General features: G+C 59.9%; 14 protein-coding genes. 10 read left to right on the top strand and 4 right to left on the bottom strand.

Features of this window, described 5'->3' with window-relative positions:
- Window positions 1-43: 43 nt before the first annotated feature.
- From KVQ82_RS15955 to KVQ82_RS15970, 4 genes are read right to left on the bottom strand one after another with little or no spacing between them, the layout of a single operon-like run.
- Window positions 44-1,258, bottom strand: coding sequence for a hybrid sensor histidine kinase/response regulator (locus tag KVQ82_RS15955; RefSeq protein WP_041064291.1), 1,215 nt, complete (start codon window positions 1,256-1,258; stop codon window positions 44-46).
- Window positions 1,252-1,845, bottom strand: a complete 594-nt coding sequence (locus KVQ82_RS15960) for a chemotaxis protein CheB (RefSeq protein WP_047294607.1) — start codon at window positions 1,843-1,845, stop codon at window positions 1,252-1,254. Before KVQ82_RS15960 ends, KVQ82_RS15955 begins: the two co-directional genes overlap by 7 nt.
- On the bottom strand, window positions 1,842-2,675 hold the full coding sequence (locus KVQ82_RS15965) for a protein-glutamate O-methyltransferase CheR (protein ID WP_041064296.1): 834 nt from the start codon (window positions 2,673-2,675) through the stop codon (window positions 1,842-1,844). The genes KVQ82_RS15960 and KVQ82_RS15965 overlap by 4 nt, the downstream gene beginning before the upstream one ends.
- Window positions 2,675-6,175 carry a response regulator gene (locus tag KVQ82_RS15970; RefSeq protein WP_222014425.1) on the bottom strand — a complete coding sequence of 1,167 codons (3,501 nt, stop codon included), beginning with the start codon at window positions 6,173-6,175 and terminating at the stop codon, window positions 2,675-2,677. Before KVQ82_RS15970 ends, KVQ82_RS15965 begins: the two co-directional genes overlap by 1 nt.
- A gap of 260 nt (window positions 6,176-6,435) precedes the next feature.
- On the opposite strand from KVQ82_RS15970, the gene KVQ82_RS15975 reads away from it, so the two are divergent.
- The 10 genes from KVQ82_RS15975 to xylB all read left to right on the top strand — a co-directional run bounded on the left by KVQ82_RS15975 (window position 6,436) and on the right by xylB (window position 18,010).
- Window positions 6,436-6,798: a response regulator gene (locus KVQ82_RS15975; protein ID WP_145598202.1), complete on the top strand. Its 363-nt coding sequence runs from the start codon at window positions 6,436-6,438 to the stop codon at window positions 6,796-6,798.
- 82 nt (window positions 6,799-6,880) lie between these two features.
- Window positions 6,881-8,173: a glycosyltransferase gene (locus tag KVQ82_RS15980; RefSeq protein WP_222014426.1), complete on the top strand. Its 1,293-nt coding sequence runs from the start codon at window positions 6,881-6,883 to the stop codon at window positions 8,171-8,173.
- A 146-nt stretch (window positions 8,174-8,319) separates the two neighbouring features.
- On the top strand, window positions 8,320-9,189 hold the full coding sequence (locus KVQ82_RS15985) for a phospholipase (RefSeq protein WP_222014427.1): 870 nt from the start codon (window positions 8,320-8,322) through the stop codon (window positions 9,187-9,189).
- Between the two features lie 68 nt (window positions 9,190-9,257).
- Window positions 9,258-10,151 (top strand): AraC family transcriptional regulator, encoded by an 894-nt coding sequence (locus tag KVQ82_RS15990; RefSeq protein ID WP_222014430.1) that lies wholly within the window; start codon window positions 9,258-9,260, stop codon window positions 10,149-10,151.
- A 245-nt stretch (window positions 10,152-10,396) separates the two neighbouring features.
- Window positions 10,397-11,707 (top strand): sugar ABC transporter substrate-binding protein, encoded by a 1,311-nt coding sequence (locus tag KVQ82_RS15995; protein WP_222014432.1) that lies wholly within the window; start codon window positions 10,397-10,399, stop codon window positions 11,705-11,707.
- Between the two features lie 173 nt (window positions 11,708-11,880).
- On the top strand, window positions 11,881-12,807 hold the full coding sequence (locus KVQ82_RS16000; protein WP_003225141.1) for a carbohydrate ABC transporter permease: 927 nt from the start codon (window positions 11,881-11,883) through the stop codon (window positions 12,805-12,807).
- Window positions 12,808-12,815: 8 nt separating this feature from the next.
- Window positions 12,816-13,646, top strand: coding sequence for a carbohydrate ABC transporter permease (locus KVQ82_RS16005; RefSeq protein ID WP_047294621.1), 831 nt, complete (start codon window positions 12,816-12,818; stop codon window positions 13,644-13,646).
- A gap of 118 nt (window positions 13,647-13,764) precedes the next feature.
- Window positions 13,765-14,868: an ABC transporter ATP-binding protein gene (locus KVQ82_RS16010; RefSeq protein ID WP_145598206.1), complete on the top strand. Its 1,104-nt coding sequence runs from the start codon at window positions 13,765-13,767 to the stop codon at window positions 14,866-14,868.
- 17 nt (window positions 14,869-14,885) lie between these two features.
- Window positions 14,886-16,361, top strand: coding sequence for a mannitol dehydrogenase family protein (locus tag KVQ82_RS16015; protein WP_222014433.1), 1,476 nt, complete (start codon window positions 14,886-14,888; stop codon window positions 16,359-16,361).
- A 152-nt stretch (window positions 16,362-16,513) separates the two neighbouring features.
- Entirely contained in the window at window positions 16,514-18,010 is a 1,497-nt protein-coding gene (gene xylB, locus KVQ82_RS16020; RefSeq protein ID WP_222014435.1) for a xylulokinase, read from the top strand.
- Window positions 18,011-18,012: the final 2 nt, after the last annotated feature.

Below are 18,012 nucleotides of genomic sequence, written 5' to 3' on the forward strand. Positions count from 1 at the left end.
GGAAGCCTTTGTTCGGTCAATAGCTGCTGATACGACCGTGCGGTCACTCAGAGGTTGCGTCGGATATGCCGTTTTCCTGGATTGGCAGACAAACGCGAAACAGGGCGCCCTCGTTGATTTGACTCTCGACGACGATGGAACCGCCATGGGCGGCGACGATCTGCTCGGAAATGAACAGACCCAGCCCGAGACCAGCCACTACCGTCTTGGCGGAAACCCGTTCGAACTGTTGAAAAATACGCTTCTGATTCTCTTCACTGATGCCGATGCCCCGGTCCTGAACCTCGACCCGCGCCTCATCACCTTCACGGTACACCCGCACCTGGATCGGGCTGCGACCACCGTAGCGCAGAGCATTGGTCAGCAGGTTGGACACCACCTGCTCGATGCGGAACTCGTCCCAATAACCTTCCACCGGCCCGGACGCAGTGAACGACACTTCGGTCTCGGCGGCCTCTATCTGCTGGGCAAAATTCTGCAGCAGGTTGCTCACCAGTTGCACCAGATCGAAACGCTCCGGACGGATCGACAACTTGCCGGTACGAATCCGCGAGACGTCGAGCATGTCTTCGATCAGGCGGATCAGGCTTTTGATCTGGCGCTCGTCGCGATCGACCATCGCGTGCATCTTGTCGAGGGTGAACGCGGCGGCGTTGTCCCGGGCCAGGTGCATCTTGCGCAATTGGGTTTCGAGTATCAGGCCATTGAGCGGCGTGCGTACTTCGTGAGCGACGATTGACATGAAGTCATCGCGCATACGCACCGCCTGCTCCAGTTCCAACTGAGTGCTCTGCAGCTGTTGCAGCAGCGCTTCCTGCTCGCGGCGGGCCTGCTCCAAGGCTTCGACCTGTTGCTTCATGGCCTTGCTTTGGCGATACAGGTCGACGAACACGTTGACCTTGCTCTTCACCGCGTGAATATCCAGCGGCTTGTGCAGGAAGTCCACCGCCCCGCTCTCGTAGCCCTTGAACGCGTAATTGAGTTCGCGGCCGGCGGCGCTGACGAAAATGATTGGGATGTTTTTGGTTTTCTCGGTGCCGCGCATCAACTCGGCGAGTTCAAAGCCGTTCATGCCCGGCATCTGTACATCGAGGATGGCCATGGCGAACTCGTGTTGCAGCAGCAGCGAAAGTGCTTCGTCCGCCGACAGCGCCTTGTACACCGTGCGGTCCTCGCGCTTGATCAGCGCTTCGAGGGCCAGCAGGTTCTCCGGCAGATCGTCGACGATCAGCAATTTGGCCTGGATATTACTCAGCATGCGATTCGTTCCAGCTCGACAAGCAGACGGCCGATGCCGTGAATGGGTAGGACATGGTCAGGCTGCTGAATCTTCAGCGCAGCCAGAGGCATGGTGGCGACCTGCGCGTCCTGCGGGTCTTGAACAATGGTCAGTCCGCCGCGCCGTTTGACTTGCGCCAGACCGCGAGCACCATCGTGATTGGCACCGGTCAGCAACACGGCAGCCAGGGTTGCGCCGTAAGCATCAGCGGCGGATTCAAACAAGTAGTCAATGGCTGGCCGGGAATGGTGCACGCGGTCTTCAAGACTCAGCGACAGACTGCGATCCTGCTCAACCGACAGGTGGTAACCGGGTGTCGCGAAGTAAACCGTACCGGGAGCGATGTCCTGTTTGTCGGTCGCCTCTTCCACCGGCAGCATCAGCCGTCGGGCGAATACTTCGGCCAACTGGCTGCGGCGCTCTTCCGGCAGGTGCAACACGACGATGATTGGCAGCACATAGCCTTGGCGCAGCGGCGCGAGCAGGGTCAGCAGGGCCTCGACCCCACCCGCCGAAGCGCCGACCACGATGGCCTCGACACGAGGCAAATCCAAGGCATCGTTCATAATTTGCGGTAGATCCGTTCTTGTTTGACCAGCGGCTCGAACTGATTCGAGTAGCCGGAAAAATCCAGCGTTTCCTTGCTGCCCAGCACCAGAAAGCCTCGGTGGCACAGCGATTCATGAAACAGACCGAAGGCACGGTCCTGAAGTTTCTTGTTGAAGTAAATCAGTACGTTGCGGCAGGAAATCAATTGAGTTTCGGAGAACACACTGTCGGTCGCCAGGCTGTGATCGGCAAAGGTCACGTTCTCGCACAGGCTCTTGTCGAAAATCGCGTAGCCGTAGGCGGCGGTGTAGTAATCGGCGAAGGAGCGCTGGCCGCCGGCCTGCTGATAATTGGCGGTGTAGGCGCGCACGTTCTCCATTGAGAAAATCCCCTGCTTGGCCTTGTCCAGCGAGCGCGGGTTGATGTCGGTGGCGTAGATGATCGTACGCTCGAGCAGGCCTTCCTCGCGCAGCAGAATCGCCATCGAATAGACCTCCTCACCGGTGCTGCACCCGGCAATCCAGATCTTCAGCGACGGGTAGGTGCGCAGCAGCGGCACCACTTCCTGGCGGATCGCCAGAAAGTGCGACGGATCGCGAAACATCTCGCTGACCGGGATCGTCAGCAGTTGCAGCAGCTGCATGAACGCGGTCGGATCGTGCAGCACTTTCTCCTGCAGCGCCGAGATCGTCGCACACTCGAACTGGCTCAAGGCGTGCTGCACCCGGCGCTTGATCGAAGCGCCCGAGTAATCACGAAAATCGTAGCTGTACTTGAGGTAGATCGCCTCAATCAACAAGCGTAATTCGATTTCGCTGTTGCGCTCCACGGAGTGACTGCTGTCCACTAAATGCGTTCCATCTTCGGTAACCACACGCGAATCAACGAGAACAGGCGATCCAGGTCGATGGGCTTGGCCAGGTAATCGTTGGCGCCCGCCTGCAGGCAGCGCTCCTGATCGTCTTTCATGGCCTTGGCCGTCACCGCGATGATCGGCAGTTTGCGCCAGCGCGGATCCTTGCGGATTTCAATGGTGGCTTCAAAGCCGTCCATCTCCGGCATCATCACGTCCATCAACACCAGATCGATGTCCTCGACTTCATTCAACTTATCAATCGCTTCGCGACCATTACGGCCGATCACCACGACTGCACCTTTGTGTTCCAGCGCACTGGTCAGGGCGAAGATGTTGCGTACGTCGTCGTCCACCAGCAACACCTTGCGGCCTTCGAAGACCTTGTCGCGGCTGCGGGCGGTCTTGAGCATCTTCTGCCGTTCATGGGACAACTGCGATTCGACTTTGTGCAGAAAGAGTGTCACCTCATCCAGCAGGCGTTCCGGCGAGCGCGCGCCCTTGATGATGATCGAACGCGAATACTTGCGCAGCTCGGCTTCTTCATCGCGGGTCAGATTGCGCCCGGTGTAGACGATCACTGGCGGGAACGAGCAGATGTCCTCGGTGGACATGCGCTTGAGCAGATCGTTGCCGAGCATGTCCGGCAACTTCAGGTCGATCACCATGCAGTCGTAGATCGTGGTGCGCAGTTTCTCCAGCGCATCCTGCGCCAGACCGACGGCCGTGATCTCGATGTCATCGTCACCGATCAGGCGGGCAATGCTTTCGCGCTGCAGATCGTCATCTTCGACCAGCAGCACGCGTTTGACTTTCTGGGTCAGCTTGGCTTCGAGACGGGCGAACACGTCCTTGAGCTCTTCACGGGTGGTCGGCTTGACCGCATAACCGATCGCGCCCATGTGCATCGCAGCTTCAACGCGGTCTTCGACCGAGATCACATGCACCGGGATGTGCCGGGTTTCGGCATGTTCTTTCAGGCGTTGCAGCACTGTCAGCCCGGAATGGTCCGGCAGACGCATGTCGAGCAGGATCGCATCCGGTACGAATTCGCGAGCCAGGTCGTAACCTTCGTCGGCACCGTGAGCCACCAGGCACTGGTAACCCAGTTCGTGGGCCAGATCGTAAAGAATGTGGGCGAAATTCGGCTCGTCTTCCACCACCAGAATGCAGCGGGTGGCGAACGGTGCCTTGCCACGGTCATCGGCAAAGCGCGGGATGTGCACCGGGGCCATGGGCGACACCGCAATCGACGGCGGCGCCACCGGGGCCGGGCTCGATACTGGCGGCGGCGTAAAGGACAACGGCGCGGACGATGAGTCGCCCGGCTCGCTGTATTGCTGTGGCAACACGAGGGTGAACACACTGCCCTGCCCCGGCGCGCTGCTGACGCTGATCGAGCCGCCGAGCAAGGCCGCCAGATCCCGCGAAATCGACAGACCAAGGCCAGTGCCACCGTACTTGCGGTTGGTGGTGCCGTCAGCCTGGCGGAACGCTTCGAAGATGCTTTCCTGCTGATCCGCAGCGATACCGATCCCCGAATCGCGCACGATGAAGGCAATGCGCTCGTCTGGCTGGCCGGCGATGGTCAGGCTGACCGCGCCGTGCTCGGTGAACTTCACAGCGTTGGACAGCAAGTTCTTGATCACCTGCTCCAGGCGCTGGCGGTCGGTGTACAGCATGATCGGCGCATCCGGCTGCAACTCGACGCTGAAGGTCAATTGCTTGTCCGCCGCCAGCGGCTCGAACACGCTGCGCAGGCCGTCGGCCAGCCGCGCGACACTGGTGTTTTCCGGGATCACTTCCAGCTTGCCGGCCTCGACCTTGGAAATGTCGAGAATGTCGTTGATCAGGTTCAGCAAATCGTTGCCGGCGGAATAGATCGACTCGGCGAACTTGACCTGCTCGGCCGTCAGGTTGTCCTGCGGGTTCTCGGCCAGCAGCTTGGCGAGGATCAGCGAACTGTTCAGCGGCGTGCGCAGTTCGTGGGACATGTTGGCGAGGAATTCGGACTTGTACTTGCTCGAGCGCTGTAGCTCCTCGGCGCGCTCTTCAAGCTGCACCTGAGCCTGATTGAGCTCGGTGTTCTTCTGGTCCATGGCGTCGCGCTGCTCGGCCAGGGTTTGCGCCTGTTCGGCCAACTGCTCATTGGTCTGTTCGAGCTCGACTTGCTGGGTTTCCAGATGCGCCTGGGATTCCTTGAGAATCCGCGACTGTTCTTCCAGTTCTTCATTGGCAGTTTTGAGCTCTTCCTGCTGCACCTGCAACTCTTCGTTGAGCTGCTGGGTTTCGGCCAGCACTTCCTGCAGACGCTGGCGATAACGCGCCGCTTCGATCGAGGTGCCGATGTTGCCGGCAATCAGTTCCAGCAAATCGATATCGCGGTCGGTGAGCGGACGCAGGAAGCCCAGCTCGATCACGCCATTGACTCGGTCGTCATCACTGGTCGGCACCACCAGCACACTGTGCGGCAGGCCCGCGCCCAGGCCGGAGCTGACCTTGAAGTAGTCGGCCGGAACCGAATCCAGCCGAATCAGTTGCCCCTGCTGGGCCACCTGGCCGACGATGCCTTCGCCGCTGTAGATCTGCTGATCCTTTTCTTCCTGCTCGCGGGAGAACCCGTAGGACGCCACGCGCTTGAGGCCGCCGTGTTCTTCACGCACGTACAGCGCCGCCACCGCCGTGCCGAGGTATTGCGCGCAGAACTGCAGAATATTGCGCCCCAGCAGGTTCAGCGTCAGTTGCCCCAGCACCTGCTCCGCCAGCTCGGTCTGTCCGCTGCGCATCCATGCCTGACGCTCCAGTCGCTCGGCGCTGGCCTGTTGCGCGGCGAGAGTGGCGCTGTAGCTGTCAGACAAACGAACCAGATCACGGCGACCGACATACGCCAGCAAACCGCTGATCCCCGCGATAAACAGCAGGTACAGGGTGATGCTCCAGATTGTGGTGCGGCGCACCTCTTCGTTGCGCGTGGTGCGCAACTGCTGCTCCATGTCGATCACGTCTTCGAATTGCTTGCGGATCTCGTCGGTCAAGCGCTTGCCGCGCCCGGCCTTGACCGCGCCCCGGTAATCACCGCTGGAGCGCTGCAGATCGATCATCGATTGTGCGTAGTTGGCCCACTCGGTCTGCAGCGCCTGCAAACGACGCAGACGATCGGTCTGCACCGGGTTGTCGGCGGTCAGTTCGAGCAAGGTGTTGAGGGCCACGTTGATCCGCGGCTTGGCGGTCTCGTACGGGTCGAGGAAATGCTCATCGCCACTGAGCAGGAAGCCGCGCATGCCGGTTTCCAGATCAACCGTGAGTTTCACCGCTTCGTTGGCGTTATTGATGACGCGATCGGTGTGCTCCACCCACTGGATCACCGACAGCAGATAAGTAATCAGGGATACAAAGAACACGGCGCTGAGCGCGCCAACGCCCAGCGGCAATCCGATGTTGCGCGTCAGGAGTTTGCGAAACCGTGTTTCATCAATCGAAGACGGAGTGGGCATGGGGCGGCCTTGTCGAACTGTCGAAACCCGGGAGTTTGCCCCAAAACCGTCGTATGGATCCATTTTTCTGACTGCTTTGGCAGCAATTTCCTACATTTTCCTGCGCTTACCGAGCACCAACCGTTATCCTTGCGCCGCGAAGAGCAGCTAATCTTTTTTCCGTTGAATCGGGAACTTGTGGCCATGCGCCACTTACTCATGCAAGAGCCCGGCATTTTAGACCGGTCGCCATTCCGATTTCCTTTTTTGAGAGCCCCAATATGTCCACCCCAGCGCCCACCATCCTTGTAGTAGAAGACGACGACATCGTACGCATGCTCATCGTCGATGTGCTGGAGGAACTGGAGTTCAGTGTGCTGGAGGCGGACGACGGTGAGTCTGCGCTGAATATTCTCGGGGATCAGAGCAAGGGTATCGACTTGATGATGACCGATTACGGCCTGCCGGGCATGACAGGCAGTGAACTGGCCGGCAAGGCACGTGAACTCCGCGCCACCCTGCCCGTCCTGTTCGCCAGCGGTTACGCCGAAAACATCGACGTACCTGCCGGCATGCACGTGATCGGCAAACCGTTCTCCATCGATCAATTGCGTGACAAGGTCAAGAGCATTCTGGGGCAGTGATTGGCCTTGATCCGGCAGCGGCTGCAGATGTGGTCTAATTGCGCGCCATTTTTAGCCGCCTGCCTGCAAGGAACACCTGTCAATGACTGCATCCCCCGCCACCAAAGTTCTGGTCATCGGTTACGTCTGGCCCGAACCGCGCTCTTCGGCAGCCAGCGGGCACGTGATGCAGATCCTCGATACATTCCTGCAGCAAGGCTGGGACATCACCTTCAGCAGCCCGGCCGGCCCGGGCGAGCACAAGGCTGACCTGACCGCGCTGGGCATCCGTGAGGTGCCGATCGAACTCAACAACAGCAGCTTCGATGTTTTCATCAGTGAACTGGCCCCGGATATCGTGCTGTTCGACCAGTTCATGATGGAAGAGCAGTTCGGCTGGCGCGTCGAAAAGCAATGCCCGAATGCCTTGCGGGTGCTGGAGACTTCCGACCTGCAGAGCCTGCGCCACGCCCGCCACCAACGGCTCAAGGAGCGTTTGAAAGACGACCCGGACAATCAGGACTTCAGCGCACTGTTCGCGCCGGCGCTGCGCGAAGAGTTCGAGTTGATGGCCGATACCGATCTGGCCAAACGGGAAATCGCCGCGTTGTACCGCTGCGATCTGAATCTGATGATTTCCGAAGTGGAAATCCAGTTGCTGGTCGAACAGTTTCAAGTCCCTGGCGAACTGCTGCACTGGTGCCCGCTGATGCTCGAACCCCCGCGCGGTTCGTTCATTCCCTTTGAAGAGCGCGCGCACTTTCTGAGTATTGGCAACTTCCGTCACGCGCCCAACTGGGACGCCGTGCTGTGGATGAAGACCGCCGTCTGGCCGCTGATCCGCCAGCAATTGCCCGGCGCCCAACTGCATATCTACGGTGCCTATACGCCGCCCAAGGCCACAGCCCTGCACAATGCGGCGCAGGGGTTTCATGTGATGAACTGGGCAGAAGATGCACTGCAAGTGATGGCGCAAGCGCGGGTTTGCCTGGCGCCTTTGCGCTTTGGCGCCGGGATCAAGGGCAAGCTCGTCGATGCGATGCTCTGCGGTACGCCCAATGTCACCACGCCCATCGGTGCCGAAGGCATGTGCGGTGCGCTGTCATGGCCGGGTGAAGTGGCCCTGTCGGCCCAGGCCCTGGCCGATGCCGCGGTCGCCCTGCATGAAGACCAACAGCGCTGGACTGACGCACAGCAGGCCGGCGTCGCGTTATTGAACGCGCGCTATCGGCAGGCTGATCACGGCCCGGCGCTGATCGCTCGCCTGCAACATTGTCGCGATAACTTGTCGGCATTACGGCGCGCCAACTTTACTGGCAGCATGTTGCGTCACCACTTGCACAAAAGTACCCAATACATGGCGCAGTGGATCGAAGCCAAAAACCAGAAAAGTTGATAAGCCAACACTGCAAAAACCCAGTACCAACACTTTGCAAAGAGTGCTGACTTGTACTTTTTCCGACTGCATCAAAGAATAACTTCCGAACTGACCGAATAATGGACTGGTCGGAAAATAAAACTTTGTCTGCAACGGAATGCACCATGAACAACTACCCTTTAAAAAACTGGATGGCGTCCGCACCCGGTATCGACCAACTGACGCTGGGTGAAGTGGTCTGGCCCGGAGCCCATAACGCCGGGCTTGATTACGACTTTTCGTACCCGGCGTATGTGCAGCCAGCGAAAAACTGGTTTGTCTGCCAGGATGGCCCGTTCATTCAGCAACTTAACGAAGGCGTGCGCGCTTTCGACGTGCGTCTGCATGCCGATGAACACTGGCTGGGTATCAAGAAGTTCCATACGTTTCATGGCTTGAAACTGTTCCGGGGGCGTGCCTTGAGCGAACTTGTCAAAAGTCTCAACGTCTTCCTCAGTGATAACCCGAACGAGTTCATCGTATTGGACATACATGAACTCACGGGCATCAATAATCAACCATTCGATTACAAGGGCTTGCACGAAGTCATCACCACGGAGCTGGGTTCGCGGCTTATTCCCAGAAACAACAGCCAGCTGACCATTGAACAACTTAAAAAGATCAGTCCGATACAACGAGTGGTGTTGGCAAGCGACTCGCACCCGGATTTCAGATCGCCCCTGTACTGGCCGCAAATCCGTCATGAGTGGAGCGGTTCAGATATCACCTCTGCCGAGCAACTCAAGCAATACATCACACGAACACTGGCCAACCCGCCGCCGTCCGGCAGCCTCTGGTCATTATCGGCCACCAGCTATGGCGAACTGGCCGGCGTAAAGCGGATCACCCACGAACTCAATCAATGGTTTGGCCCGGACTCGGGCTGGGCACCAAAGTGCAGCATTATCAATGCCGATTTCGTCGGTGCCACGCGCCTCGCGGAATATTGCCAGCAGATCAACCATGCCAAAGGCCTGGTCAAGGCTCGGGGCTGAGGTGCTGGCACTGTCCGTGACGCGCGTGCATGATGAGCATCCGGACATAACAACAGAACGTATAGGACATGACTCGGGCAACCAGAATCACTGATCCCTCCTACGAGCTGATGGACGATCACAACGGGTTGTCCATCATCTACCGTCAGCATGGTTTTCCCTGCCCGTTAGTGCGTTGGCATTTTCACAAGGAATACGAACTGCACCTGATCGTCGCCAGTTCCGGCAAGGTCTTCATCGGCGACTACATCGGCAACTTTTATCCGCAAACGCTGTTCCTTACAGGGCCCAATCTGCCGCACAACTGGATCAGCCAGGTGGCCGAAGACGAAGTGGTGGAAAAGCGCGACATGCTGGTGAACTTCACTGATGAGTTGTTCGACAGTGGGCACCAGGTGTTTGCCGAACTCAAGACTCTGGCGCCGCTGCTGGAGCGCGCGCAATACGGCATCGAGTTTCGCGACAAAGACACGATCCGCCAGGCCATGACGCTGATGCAGCGAATTGCCGATACGCGCGGTATCACTCGTCTGGGGCATTTTTTCATTCTGATGGAGTTGCTGGCGGCGACAGACGACTATCAGTTGCTGTCCGGCGCCACCAACACGCAACTGGCCGACGAGCACAATATCGACCGCACCAACCGCGCCGTCGATTTCATCTTCGACCATTACGCCCGGGAGCTGACGCTGGAAGAAGTCGCCGAGCATCTGGGGATGAAGCCGACCTACTTCAGTCGCGTATTCAAACAGGCCACCGGGCGCAACTTCATCGAGTTCGTCAATCGCCTGCGCATCAGCAAATCCTGCGAACTGCTGGCCGACGGCGACAAGCCAGTGACCGAGGTGTGTTTCGAGTCGGGGTTCAACAATATTTCCAACTTCAATCGGCGCTTCCAGCAACTCAAGGGCATGACGCCTTCACACTATCGACGCCTCGCGGTGCAGCGCCTGACCGAATAGAATCACGCTTGATAGCCACATCAAAAGATCGCAGCCTGCGGCAGCTCCTACACCGATCCCTGTAGGAGCTGCCGCAGGCTGCGATCTTTTTTGCCAGTGCAAAAAAGTATCGGTTCAAGTGCGATGGATGATTTGTCAGTCCGTCGATAGAGGGCTGTAATCAGCACACATTCTTCCTGCACAGGAAGACACAAAAACAATAACTGTCCTTCTGTTTCCCAACGGACGCAGAAAAGGAGTGCACGATGCAACCCACTGCAAAAGCTCTGCTTGCCCTCACTTGCATGACCCTCAGCAGCGTCAGCCTTGGCGCCCAGACCCTGACCATCGCCACCGTCAACAACAGCGACATGATCCGCATGCAAAAGCTCTCGAAAACCTTCGAGGCCGAGCATCCGGAGATCAAGCTCAATTGGGTGGTGCTGGAAGAAAACGTCCTGCGTCAGCGCCTGACTACCGACATCGCCACCCAGGGCGGGCAGTTCGACGTATTGACCATCGGCATGTACGAAGCCGCACTCTGGGGCGCCAAAGGCTGGCTGGAACCGATGAAGGACTTGCCGGCCAGTTACGCCCTCGACGACGTGTTCCCGTCTGTGCGCGAAGGGCTCTCGGTCAAGGGCTCGCTGTACGCTTTGCCGTTCTACGCCGAAAGCTCGATCACCTATTACCGCACCGACCTGTTCAAGGACGCCGGCCTGACCATGCCCGAGCGTCCGACCTGGGAACAGATCGCCGGTTTCGCCGAAAAACTCACCAACAAGGACAAAGAGCAGTACGGCATCTGCCTGCGCGGCAAGGCCGGCTGGGGCGAGAACATAGCGCTGATCACCACTGTCGCCAACGCTTACGGCGCGCGCTGGTTCGATGAGAAATGGCAGCCGGAATTCAATGGCCCGGAGTGGAAAAACGCGCTGAACTTCTACGTCGACACCATGAAGAAATCCGGCCCGCCGGGCGCTTCCAGCAACGGTTTCAACGAGAACCTCGCGCTGTTCAACAGTGGCAAGTGCGCGATGTGGGTGGATGCGTCTGTCGCCGGTTCGTTCGTCACCGACAAGACCCAGAGCAAGGTCGCCGATCACGTCGGCTTCACCTTCGCCCCGCATCAGGTCACCGACAAGGGCTCGGCATGGTTGTACTCGTGGGCACTGGCGATTCCGACCAGCTCCAAGGCCAAGGACGCCGCCAAGGCCTTCAGTGCCTGGGCGACCTCCAAGGAATACGGCGAGCTGGTGGCCAAGACCGACGGCATCGCCAACGTGCCGCCGGGCACCCGCGCCTCGACCTACAGCGATGCTTACATGAGCGCGGCGCCGTTCGCCAAGGTCACGCTGGAATCGTTGAAAGCGGCAGATCCGAGCAAACCTACGCTGAAACCGGTGCCATACATCGGCATTCAACTGGTGACCATTCCTGAATTCCAGGGCGTGGGCACCCAGGTCGGCAAGCTGTTCTCGGCGGCGCTGATCGGCCAGACCACGGTGGATCAAGCCCTGGCCGCCGCACAGCAAACCACCGAACGCGAGATGAAGCGCGCGGGTTATCCCAAGTAACCACTGCTTGACCTGTGGGAGCTGGCTTGCCAGCGATGGCGATTGAGCAGCCAACATCAATGTCGGATGTGCCTGCCTCATCGCTGGCAAGCCAGCTCCCACAGGGTTCGCGTCGATGTCAGGACGGTTGTCTCTCCTGAACATGTATCTGCACCCAAACGGTTGTGATCACCATGAATACTTCAACTGCCAAAGCCCACCTCGACCTGTCGCAACCCCAGCGCAAAGTCCGCGTACGCAATCCCGGCTGGTTTCTGGTCAGCCCTTCGGTGGCCCTGTTGCTGCTGTGGATGATCGTGCCGTTGGGCATGACCATTTATTTCTCGATGATTCGCTACAACCTGCTCGATCCGGGGGTGAACGAATTCGTCGGGCTGGAGAACTTCACTTACTTTCTGACCGACTCCGGGTTCCTGCCCGGTGCCACCAACACCCTGTTGCTGGTGGGCAGCGTGCTGTTGATCAGCGTGGTGTTCGGCGTACTGATCAGTGCGTTGCTCGAGGCCAGCGAGTTTCTCGGCCGCGGCATCGTGCGGGTGATGCTGATCTCGCCGTTCTTCATCATGCCCACGGTCGGCGCGCTGATCTGGAAGAACCTGATTTTCCATCCGGTCTCGGGGATTCTCGCTTACGTCTGGCGGCTGTTCGGCGCCGAGCCGGTGGACTGGCTGGCGCACTACCCGCTGCTGTCAATCATCATCATTGTCTCGTGGCAATGGCTGCCCTTCGCGATCCTGATCCTGATGACCGCCATGCAATCTCTCGACCAGGAACAGAAGGAAGCCGCGCGTCTGGATGGCGCCGGTCCCGTCGCGATCTTCTGGCACCTGACCCTGCCGCACCTGGCGCGGCCGATTGCCGTGGTGGTGATGATCGAAACGATCTTCCTGCTGTCGGTGTTCGCCGAGATTTTCACCACCACCAACGGCGGCCCCGGCTACGCCTCGACCAACCTCGCCTACCTGATCTACAACCAGGCGCTGGTGCAGTTCGACGTCGGCATGGCCTCGGCCGGCGGCTTGATTGCCGTGGTCATCGCCAACATCGCCGCGATCATTCTGGTGCGGATGATCGGCAAAAACCTGACTGACAAAGCCTGAGGCCTGCCATGACCCTTCAACAATCCCGCCGGCTGCAAAGCCTGCTGCTCGGCACCCTGGCCTGGGCCATCGCGATCGTGATTTTCTTCCCGATCTTCTGGATGGTGATGACCAGTTTCAAGACCGAAATCGACGCGTTCGCCACGCCGCCGCAATTCATCTTCACGCCGACGCTGGAGAACTACCTGCACATCAACGAGCGCAGCGACTACTTCAGTTTTGCCTGGAACTCGGTGGTGATCTCGTTCAGTGCCACGGCGCTGTGCCTGCTGATCGCGGTACCCGCCGCCTACTCGATGGCGTTCTACGAAACCCAGCGCACCAAAGGCACGCTGCTGTGGATGCTCTCGACCAAGATGCTGCCGCCGGTGGGTGTGCTGATGCCGATTTACCTGCTGGCCAAGAGTTTCGGCCTGCTTGATACGCGCATCGCGCTGATCGTGATCTACACGCTGATCAACCTGCCGATCGTGGTCTGGATGGTTTACACCTACTTCAAGGACATCCCCAAAGACATCCTCGAAGCCGCCCGCCTCGACGGCGCCACCCTCGCCCAGGAGATGCTCCGCGTGCTGCTGCCGATCGCCAAGGGCGGCCTCGCGTCCACCGTGCTGCTGTCGCTGATCCTGTGCTGGAACGAGGCCTTCTGGTCGCTGAACCTGACCTCGTCGAAAGCCGCGCCACTGACCGCGTTGATCGCCTCGTACTCCAGCCCCGAAGGCTTGTTCTGGGCCAAGTTGTCAGCGGTCTCGACCCTGGCCTGTGCGCCGATCCTGATCTTTGGCTGGATCAGCCAGAAACAACTGGTGCGCGGCCTCTCATTTGGCGCCGTGAAATGAAGATTTAAAAGCAAAAGATCGCAGCCTGCGGCAGCTCCTACAGGGGCACTGCGTAGGAGCTGCCGCAGGCTGCGATCTTTTGATCTTAAAAAAAACAACAATGCGGAGGCCCATCACCATGGCCAACCTGAAAATCAAGAATCTGCAAAAAGGCTTCGAAGGTTTCTCCATCATCAAGGGTATCGACCTTGAGGTGAACGACAAGGAATTCGTGGTCTTCGTCGGCCCGTCCGGCTGCGGCAAATCCACCCTGCTGCGGCTGATCGCCGGACTGGAAGAAGTCAGCGGCGGCACCATCGAACTCGATGGCCGCGACATCACCGAAGTCAGCCCGGCCAAGCGCGATCTGGCGATGGTGTTCCAGACCTACGCGCTGTACCCGCACATGACCGTGAAAAAGAACATGTCGTTCGCCCTCGATCTGGCCGGTGTGCCAAAAGCCGAAGTCGAGAAAAAGGTCGGCGAAGCGGCGCGCATTCTCGAACTCGGGCCGATGCTCGAGCGCAAGCCGAAACAGCTCTCCGGCGGCCAACGGCAACGGGTCGCCATCGGCCGCGCCATCGTGCGCAATCCGAAGATCTTTCTGTTCGACGAGCCGCTGTCCAACCTCGACGCCGCCCTGCGCGTGCAAATGCGTCTGGAGCTGCTGCGCCTGCACAAGGACCTGCAAGCCACGATGATCTACGTGACCCACGACCAGGTCGAAGCCATGACCATGGCTGACAAGGTGGTGGTGCTCAATGGCGGCAAGATCGAACAGGTCGGCTCACCGCTGGACCTCTATCACAACCCGGCCAATCTGTTCGTCGCCGGGTTCCTCGGCACGCCGAAAATGGGCTTCCTCAAGGGCAAGATCGCCCGCATCGACGGCCAGAGCTGCGAAGTCTCGCTGGACGCCGGTACACGCATCACCCTGCCGTTCAACGCCGCCAATCTGAGCGTCGGCAGCGCCGTGACCCTGGGCATTCGCCCGGAACATCTGGAGCTAGCGCAACCGGGCGACTGCACTCTGCAAGTGACCGCCGACGTCAGCGAGCGCCTGGGCAGCGACACCTTCTGCCACGTCACCACCAACGCCGGCGAAGCCCTGACCATGCGTGTGCGCGGTGACTTGGCGAGCCGCTACGGCGAGCAACTGAACCTGCACCTGGACGCCAGCCATTGCCACCTGTTCGACGCCAATGGCGTGGCGCTGACCCGCCCGCTGCGCGCCGCGGCTTGAACCTCGAGACTTGTCCGATGAAACTCAATAAGCAAAATCTGCAGCACCTCGCCCCCGAGGTGCAACTGCCGGCCTACAGCCTCAGCGACACCCGCCAGAGCATCGCGCACATTGGCGTCGGCGGCTTCCATCGCGCGCATCAGGCGTATTACACCGATGCACTGATGAATACCGGTCAGGCGCTGGACTGGGCAATCTGCGGCGTCGGCCTGCGCACAGAAGACCGCCGTGCCCGCGACGATCTCAAAGAGCAGGATTACCTGTTCACCCTGTTCGAACTCGGCGACAGCGACGACACCGAAGTGCGGGTGATCGGTGCGATTCGCGACATGCTTCTGGCCGAAGACGGCGCGCAGGCGCTGATCGACAAACTCGCCGATCCGCAGATCCGCATCGTCTCGCTGACCATCACCGAGGGCGGTTATTGCATCGACGACAGCAACGGCGAGTTCATGGCGCACCTGCCACAGATCCAGCACGATCTGGCAAACCCGGACGCGCCGACCACGGTGTTCGGCTTCCTCTGCGCAGCGCTGCTAAAGCGCCGTAACGCGGGCACACCGGCGTTCACCCTCATGTCCTGCGATAACCTGCCGCATAACGGCGCGGTGACCCGCAAGGCACTGTTGGCCTTCGCCACGCTGCGCGACCAGGGGTTGCGCGACTGGATCGAGCAGAACGTGAGTTTCCCCAACGCCATGGTCGATCGCATCACACCGATGACCAGCACCGCCCACCGCCTGCAACTGGCCGACAAACACGGCGTCGACGATGCCTGGCCAGTGGTCTGCGAGCCGTTCGTGCAATGGGTGCTGGAAGACAAATTCGTCAACGGTCGCCCGGCCTGGGAACAGGTCGGCGTGCAGTTCACCGATGACGTTTCGCCCTACGAAGAGATGAAGATCAAGCTGCTCAACGGCAGCCACCTGGCCCTGACTTACCTGGGTTTTTTGAAGGGCTATCGCTTCGTCCACGAGACCATGAACGACCCGCTGTTCGTACGCTACATGCGCGCCTACATGGACCTTGACGTCACCCCGCAACTGGCGCCGGTGCCGGGCATAGATCTGACCGACTACAAGAACACGCTGGTGGCGCGCTTTTCCAATCAGGCGATTGCCGATCAACTGGAGCGGGTGTGTTCGGACGGTTCATCGAAGTTTCCCAAGTTCACCATTCCGACGATCAATCGCTTGATTGCCGATGGCCAGGAAACCAGGCGCGCAGCGTTGGTGGTGGCAGCCTGGGCGTTGTATCTGCAGGGCGTCGATGAAAATGGCGACACTTATACGATTCCGGATCCACGGGCGGAATTTTGTCAGGGGCTGGTGGCGGATGATGCGTTGATCACTCAGCGGTTGTTGGCGGTCGAGGAGATTTTCGGCACGGCGATTCCACGTTCGGCGGCATTTGTGGCGGCGTTTGAGTGGTGCTGCAACAGCTTGCGTGAGGTGGGTGTGACGCGCACGTTGGAGCGGGTGCTGGCTGAGTGATGCGGTGAAACCACCGGCGCCATCGCTGGCAAGCCAGCTCCCACAGGATTTTCAATCGTTGATGAATTTTGCGTACACCCGAGAACCTGTGGGAGCTGGCTTGCCAGCGATTGGCTTCACCTTGACTCACCTGACACCCTGAGGACCTCACTGTGACCACCCGACAACTCTTCCTCGGCATCGACTGCGGCACCCAGGGCACCAAGGCGATCATCCTCGATGCGGCCAGCGGTCAAGTGCTCGGCGAAGGCGCCGCCACGCACACGATGATCAGCGGCGCCAATGGTCGCCGCGAGCAGGACACCCGACAGTGGCTCGACGCCTTCGCTCTCGCCACCCGCCGCGCCCTGCTCGCGGCCGATGTCGACGGGCAGGCGATCCTCGGCATCGGTGTCTCCGGCCAGCAACACGGCCTGGTGCTGCTCGACGATCAGGGCCAGGTGCTGCGCCCGGCCAAGCTGTGGTGCGACACCGAAACCACTGACGAAAACGAGCGTCTGCTCCAACACCTCGGCGGTGAAAAAGGCTCGCTTGAGCGCCTCGGTGTGGTCATCGCGCCGGGTTACACCGTTTCGAAATTACTCTGGACTAAAGAACAGCATCCTGAGGTGTTCTCGCGCATCGCACGCATCCTGCTGCCCCACGATTACCTGAATTTCTGGCTCACCGGGCGCGCCTGCAGCGAGTACGGCGACGCTTCCGGCACCGGTTATTTCAACGTGCGCAGCCGCCAGTGGGACTTGCAGTTGCTGCGTGATATTGACCCCACCGGTCGCCTGCAAGCGGCATTGCCGGAGCTGATCGACGCGCATCAGGCGGTGGGCACACTGCTGCCAGCGATTGCCGAGCAGTTGGGCCTCAACCCGAACGCAGTGGTCGCCAGCGGCGGTGGCGACAACATGATGGGCGCCATCGGTACCGGCAACATTCAACCCGGGGCGATCACCATGAGCCTCGGTTCCTCCGGCACGGTGTACGCCTACGCCGAGGCGCCGCAGGTCAGCGCGGATGCTTCGGTTGCCACATTCTGCTCGTCCAGCGGCGGCTGGCTGCCGCTGATCTGCACCATGAACCTGACCAACGCCACCGGCGCAATACGCGAGCTGTTCGACCTCGACCTGGAGCAGTTCAATCAGCTCGTGGCCCAGGCGCCCATCGGCGCGGAAGGCGTGAGCATGCTGCCGTTCCTCAACGGCGAACGCGTCCCCGCCCTGCCCCATGCCACCGGCAGCCTGCACGGCCTGACCTTGAACAACCTGACCCAGGCCAATCTGTGTCGCGCCGTGGTCGAGGGCACGACCTTCGGTTTGCGTTATGGACTGGATCTGTTGCGCCACAATGGTTTACAAAGCCGCAGCATTTGCCTGATCGGCGGCGGTTCGAAAAGTGCGGTGTGGCGGCAGATCGTCGCCGACATCATGAACACCCCGGTGATTTGCACCGAACACAGCGAAGCCGCAGCCCTCGGCGCGGCGATTCAGGCGGCGTGGTGCAAGTCATGGTCGAACGGCCACGAGGACTCTTTGGCCGATCTTTGCCAGCGCTGCGTAAAGCTCGATCTGCACAGTGAAACCCTGCCGGTTGCCGCCCATGTCGCGGCGTTCCAGCAGGCCTATGAACGCTATCAACAGCATGTCGCAACCCTATAAAG

The sequence above is a fragment of the Pseudomonas sp. AO-1 genome (assembly GCF_019775695.1).
GTDB classification, from domain to species: Bacteria; Pseudomonadota; Gammaproteobacteria; order Pseudomonadales; family Pseudomonadaceae; genus Aquipseudomonas; species Aquipseudomonas parakoreensis.

Bases quoted from the DNA above. Each gene is read 5' to 3' on its own strand.
- KVQ82_RS16000 (WP_003225141.1), top strand. From the start codon at position 11,881: ATGAATACTTCAACTGCCAAAGCCCACCTCGACCTGTCGCAACCCCAG.
- KVQ82_RS15975 (WP_145598202.1), top strand. From the start codon at position 6,436: ATGTCCACCCCAGCGCCCACCATCCTTGTAGTAGAAGACGACGACATC.
- KVQ82_RS16015 (WP_222014433.1), top strand. From the start codon at position 14,886: ATGAAACTCAATAAGCAAAATCTGCAGCACCTCGCCCCCGAGGTGCAA.
- KVQ82_RS15985 (WP_222014427.1), top strand. From the start codon at position 8,320: ATGAACAACTACCCTTTAAAAAACTGGATGGCGTCCGCACCCGGTATC.
- KVQ82_RS15960 (WP_047294607.1), bottom strand. From the start codon at position 1,845: ATGAACGATGCCTTGGATTTGCCTCGTGTCGAGGCCATCGTGGTCGGC.
- KVQ82_RS15980 (WP_222014426.1), top strand. From the start codon at position 6,881: ATGACTGCATCCCCCGCCACCAAAGTTCTGGTCATCGGTTACGTCTGG.
- KVQ82_RS15955 (WP_041064291.1), bottom strand. From the start codon at position 1,258: ATGCTGAGTAATATCCAGGCCAAATTGCTGATCGTCGACGATCTGCCG.
- KVQ82_RS15970 (WP_222014425.1), bottom strand. From the start codon at position 6,175: ATGCCCACTCCGTCTTCGATTGATGAAACACGGTTTCGCAAACTCCTG.
- KVQ82_RS15995 (WP_222014432.1), top strand. From the start codon at position 10,397: ATGCAACCCACTGCAAAAGCTCTGCTTGCCCTCACTTGCATGACCCTC.
- KVQ82_RS16010 (WP_145598206.1), top strand. From the start codon at position 13,765: ATGGCCAACCTGAAAATCAAGAATCTGCAAAAAGGCTTCGAAGGTTTC.
- KVQ82_RS16005 (WP_047294621.1), top strand. From the start codon at position 12,816: ATGACCCTTCAACAATCCCGCCGGCTGCAAAGCCTGCTGCTCGGCACC.
- KVQ82_RS15990 (WP_222014430.1), top strand. From the start codon at position 9,258: ATGACTCGGGCAACCAGAATCACTGATCCCTCCTACGAGCTGATGGAC.